General features: G+C 58.3%; 7 protein-coding genes. 3 read left to right on the forward strand and 4 right to left on the reverse strand.

Translation table 11 applies throughout. From position 1 onward, the window contains the following. From terL to RUW20_RS20720, 3 genes are all read left to right on the forward strand, one after another. On the forward strand, positions 1-1,137 hold a 1,137-nt coding region (terL, locus tag RUW20_RS20710), incomplete at its 5' end, for a phage terminase large subunit (protein ID WP_313954111.1). Then, positions 1,134-1,430 (forward strand): hypothetical protein, encoded by a 297-nt coding sequence (locus RUW20_RS20715; protein ID WP_313954112.1) that lies wholly within the window; start codon positions 1,134-1,136, stop codon positions 1,428-1,430. The genes terL and RUW20_RS20715, both read left to right, overlap by 4 nt. Continuing rightward, positions 1,427-2,503, forward strand: coding sequence for a hypothetical protein (locus RUW20_RS20720; RefSeq protein ID WP_313954113.1), 1,077 nt, complete (start codon positions 1,427-1,429; stop codon positions 2,501-2,503). The genes RUW20_RS20715 and RUW20_RS20720 overlap by 4 nt, the downstream gene beginning before the upstream one ends. On the opposite strand, the gene RUW20_RS20725 is transcribed toward RUW20_RS20720, so the two are convergent. The 4 genes from RUW20_RS20725 to RUW20_RS20740 form a co-directional block, all read right to left on the reverse strand. Continuing rightward, the gene (locus RUW20_RS20725; protein WP_313954114.1) at positions 2,500-2,943 is read right to left on the reverse strand and encodes a hypothetical protein; all 444 of its coding nucleotides are present in this window, start codon (positions 2,941-2,943) and stop codon (positions 2,500-2,502) included. The genes RUW20_RS20720 and RUW20_RS20725 overlap by 4 nt on opposite strands. A 1-nt stretch (position 2,944) precedes the next feature. Next, positions 2,945-3,256 (reverse strand): hypothetical protein, encoded by a 312-nt coding sequence (locus tag RUW20_RS20730; protein WP_313954115.1) that lies wholly within the window; start codon positions 3,254-3,256, stop codon positions 2,945-2,947. A gap of 2 nt (positions 3,257-3,258) precedes the next feature. Beyond that, positions 3,259-3,696, reverse strand: coding sequence for a hypothetical protein (locus RUW20_RS20735; protein ID WP_313954116.1), 438 nt, complete (start codon positions 3,694-3,696; stop codon positions 3,259-3,261). After that, on the reverse strand, positions 3,693-4,073 hold a 381-nt coding region (locus RUW20_RS20740; RefSeq protein ID WP_313954117.1), incomplete at its 5' end, for a hypothetical protein. The genes RUW20_RS20740 and RUW20_RS20735, both read right to left, overlap by 4 nt.

The raw sequence follows: 4,073 nt of genomic DNA on the forward strand, positions 1-4,073 counted from the left end.
ACACGCTTCAAGGTCATCAGCGCAGGGCGCAGGTTCGGCAAAACGATGCTCGCGGTTGAGTGGCTAGGATTGATGCCAGGCGGCGCTGTCGAGGGAAAGCCTGTTGCGCTATTCTCGCCGACATATAAGCTCCTTCTCGATGTGTGGTCGGACATGGAACGCACCCTGAAGCCGATCACCGCCAAGGCCAACAAGACAGAGATGCGGATCGAGTTGATAACAGGCGGCAAGGTGGATTTCTGGACGCTGGAAGACCCGGACGCCGGGCGCGGTCGGAAGTATTCGCGGGTGGTCATTGACGAGGCAGCACACGCGCGATACCTCAAGGATGCCTGGGAGAAGGCCATCGCGCCGACCCTGACCGACTACCAGGGCGATGCATGGTTCATCAGTACGCCGAACGGGATCAACTACTTCCACGAACTGTATAGGCGTGGCGATGACCCGGCGCAAACGGATTGGCAATCGTGGCACATGCCAACGACCGTTAATCCGTACATCAGTGACGAGGAAGTGGCGCGCTACCGGGCGGAGCTTCCCGATCTTGTCTTCCGCCAGGAATACCTGGCAGAGTTTGTAACGTTCGGCGCTGGCCTCGTCAAGCCTGACATGCTCATAGATGGCGACTGCCCTCCAGGGCTTGCCGTAGTGCAGGCGGTTGACCTCGCCATCAGCGAGAAGCAGGGGGCAGACTGGACAGCCATCGTGACCATGAGCCGCGATCCTGTCTCAGGCACGATCTACGTCCGCGAAGTAGAGCGTTATCGCTGCGGATTCCATGACGTGTTGCAGCGCATCAAGGCTGCAGCGGCGCGCTGGAATCCGGCGATCATCGCCATCGAGCAAACGCAGTATCAGGCGGCTGTTGTGCAGGAACTTACTCGCACGACCACGCTACCCGTTCGCGGAATACGGCCAGACCGCGACAAGCTAACCCGCTTTGCGCCGCTGCTGACCCGGTATGAACAGCGACTGGTGCGCCATGACTCAGCCAAGGTGCCTGCGTGGTTCCGTGATGAGCTTCTGAGCTTCCCGGAAGGCGAGCATGACGACGCGGTCGACGCCGCTGCCTACGCCTTCGCAGCGCTGCCGATGACCAGCAAGCCCCCGGCCATGATGCAGGTGTCGGCGCTATGACCGACCTCGAAGCTCTAATCAATGAGATCATGCACATTGACGGGTGCGAAGTAACCAAGCGCCGGGCCGTCGCCGTGCTGCGTACCCAAGTCGGCAGGCGCGTGTATTTTGCAAAGTGCGTGCTGGTTGAACGGGAGCATGTAGCAATGGCGCGAACACTTCTCGATTCAATGCGCCGTAACGAAGTCAGGGACGCGCTCATTGCCCGCCTGCGAGTGTCACGCGATCAGGCGTACAGGATCATCAACAAGGCGCTGCAGTTGCCGCGCATGGAACAGGCGTCGCTCTTGTGAACGAGGCGTCCTACATTCAACTGCTCGAAATGGTTGAGCAGGCCATCCGCACAGCCGCAGAAGACTCGCTCGGCAGGCTGGTGGAGCAATTGCGGTCAGGAACAATCCCGCGTGAAACAATTGAGAAGGCATTGCAGCAATTCGACGGCGTGTTTTATGAGACCCTGGCCAGCGCATACGGTCAGGTAATCGGGACCACGATGGGTGTGCAAGCCATCAAGGCGCTTGAGATCGGCGGCTTGAAGCTGTCGACGGCCATGTACGGGCATGGCAAAGCAGTTACGTCTGAGGTATTCGGAATCGTCAACCGGCACGCCAAGGGCATGCAATCCGCGCGTGCGCTGGCTATGGAAATTTATGAGGGCTACGGCTTCCGGGTCGCGGAAGCCGAGCCGCTGAAACTGTCGCCGGCGAATCCGAAGCTCCCGAAGTATCTGCGGGAAGTGCTGAGAGACGATAACGCCCGGACCGCAATGCAGCGGATCATCACCAGGGCGCAGGTGACAACGCTCAAGACTCCGAACCTGCGTACGGCATACATTCAGGCAATTGACGAGTTTGAGAAAGGCGCTGGCGAGGCCAGGCTAAAGAAAGTTCTCGACGTGGCGTTCCACGAGCGCATGCGCTACTTTGCAAACCGGATCGCGCGGACTGAGCTACACCGTGCGTATTCAGACCAGCAGGCGCGGGAATACATGGCTGACGAAATGCTTGATGTCGTGCAAGTGCGCATGTCGGCTGCGCACCCCAGGACGGACATCTGCGATTTCCATTCCAAGCTGGACAAGTACGGACTTGGACCCGGATGCTATCCCAAGCCGGTAGCGCCAAAGCCACCTTTTCATCCGCACTGCCTTTGCAAGCTTGTGCCCCGTTGGGACCTCAGCGGCAATGCGCCGAGGAATCGCGCCAAGGCAGAGCAGGCTTTCCTGATCGAGGCGGGCGACAAGGAAGGCCCGAAGATCATGGGCAGCCGCGCGAAGTGGATCGCAGCGAAGAATGGCGAGCCGGTCGAGAAGATCGTGAACGCGGGGAAAGACCCGCTTTACAGGCTGGCTCGGGTTGGTGACTAGCCGCTAACCTCGCACCGGATCGCCATGAGCTTGTAAGTGTCCAGCCGGTCCTCGTCGGTGATGGTTTCGAGATACACGCCGCCCATTGTGATGATTTCAGCCCTAATCAATCCTTCGATCTCAAACAACGCGGCGTATAGCTTTTCCAGTCGCACCCGGCCATCGTCGTCTGGCTCTTCGTCAAACGGGGCGATTGGCATTCCAAAATAGATCAGCAATTCCGCCTTTCGGGCCGTCAGAGCGTATCCGCTGAGCAGGCGCGACGGAACCAGGCGAATGATTGGGTAATCATCCGGGCAGATGTTCTCTTCTAGCCCGATGCGGCAGGTAGCGACGCCTGGTATAAGTGTCAGGCGGTCGCGTAGCGCTTCCAGCAGCACCAGCGGGGAATCCCCACCGGTCTTGATGCGGGCCGATAGGCCGATAGCAAACGATCCCATGTCAGGCCCTCTCGATTGCGATGGTAAGAGTCGGCAACGGATTGCCTTCGTCGTCATCTGTCGCCGCGCGCGCCTGGTTCAAAACTGACTCGAATTCGTCGCGGTAGTTTCTCAACTTTGCCGCGAACAGGTCATCTGGCTGCGCTTGGCACTCCAGACAGGTGATGATGTACGTGCGCAGAATGACAAGTCGACTATTCCAATCTGCGGCGAACGTGCCCAATTCTGCTACCTCATCAATAGCGCGCAGTTCGCGCTCTTCGTTGACGTGGCTCTTCAAATAAGCGTCGTTGTAAGTGTTGGTCAGGGCCATAATTATTTTCCTTTCAGTGTTGCGATAACGTGACGCTCGAAGATTGCCGGGGCCATAGCCGCAGCGCGTTTAAGCCATGGATCGCCTTTATATCCTGGGTGCTTGACGACTTTTGCGAAGACGAAATAATTGCCGGAAGCCCATCGAAGCACCTTCTTCCGCTTTGGTCGGATGTCGTGCGGCCTTGTCCCCCAATGCACAAATGCGGCATGCGGAGCGCGCTGTAGATCGTTTCCGATCAGAAACGTTTCCCCTTCGCGCTTTTGAAAAACAGACTGGAACAACGCGCCCGTCTTGGTGTGCTTGTCCGCTGCCAGCTCCACGTAGTCGTAAAGCTCTTGCGACGTTTTGGCCATCGCCTTGAACTGCGCCGCACGATTCAGCCGGGCGAACTGTTCGTGGATTGCTTCAGTGCCCGTAAGGGTAACTTCTATTCTCATTGCATCGTCGCCATCAACAATGCCGCCAGGGCTTCATTCTCGGACCTCAGGGACGCTATCGCTGCATCCTGCGTCTCGATGGTTGCCTGACGTGCTGCGACGATTACAGCGGCCTCTGGAGTGATTTGAATGCCATCGATCATAACTAGGCCGTCGCCTGGCGTCGGAGAAGCGGCAGGACGATCAACGTAGACCGTTTTGATGACAGTCTTGATGATCGTTTCTGGTTCCGCGCCTTGCATGACGCGCGTAATCGGCCCGCCACCTCCAGCAAATTCCCCGGTGTAGTCGAAACCCTGCGGCCCGTAGACGACTCCCTGTTTGACATCCTCTGGGTCCGGCCATACCGATGCAGAAATGACCGCTGACAGCCCAGC

The organism is Accumulibacter sp. (assembly GCF_032229525.1).
Classification (GTDB): domain Bacteria; phylum Pseudomonadota; class Gammaproteobacteria; order Burkholderiales; family Rhodocyclaceae; genus Accumulibacter.

What these genes read in the sequence shown, in the direction of transcription:
- RUW20_RS20730 (WP_313954115.1), bottom strand. Translation starts at nt 3,256, where the DNA reads ATGGCCCTGACCAACACTTACAACGACGCTTATTTGAAGAGCCACGTC.
- RUW20_RS20715 (WP_313954112.1), top strand. Translation starts at nt 1,134, where the DNA reads ATGACCGACCTCGAAGCTCTAATCAATGAGATCATGCACATTGACGGG.
- RUW20_RS20735 (WP_313954116.1), bottom strand. Translation starts at nt 3,696, where the DNA reads ATGAGAATAGAAGTTACCCTTACGGGCACTGAAGCAATCCACGAACAG.
- RUW20_RS20725 (WP_313954114.1), bottom strand. Translation starts at nt 2,943, where the DNA reads ATGGGATCGTTTGCTATCGGCCTATCGGCCCGCATCAAGACCGGTGGG.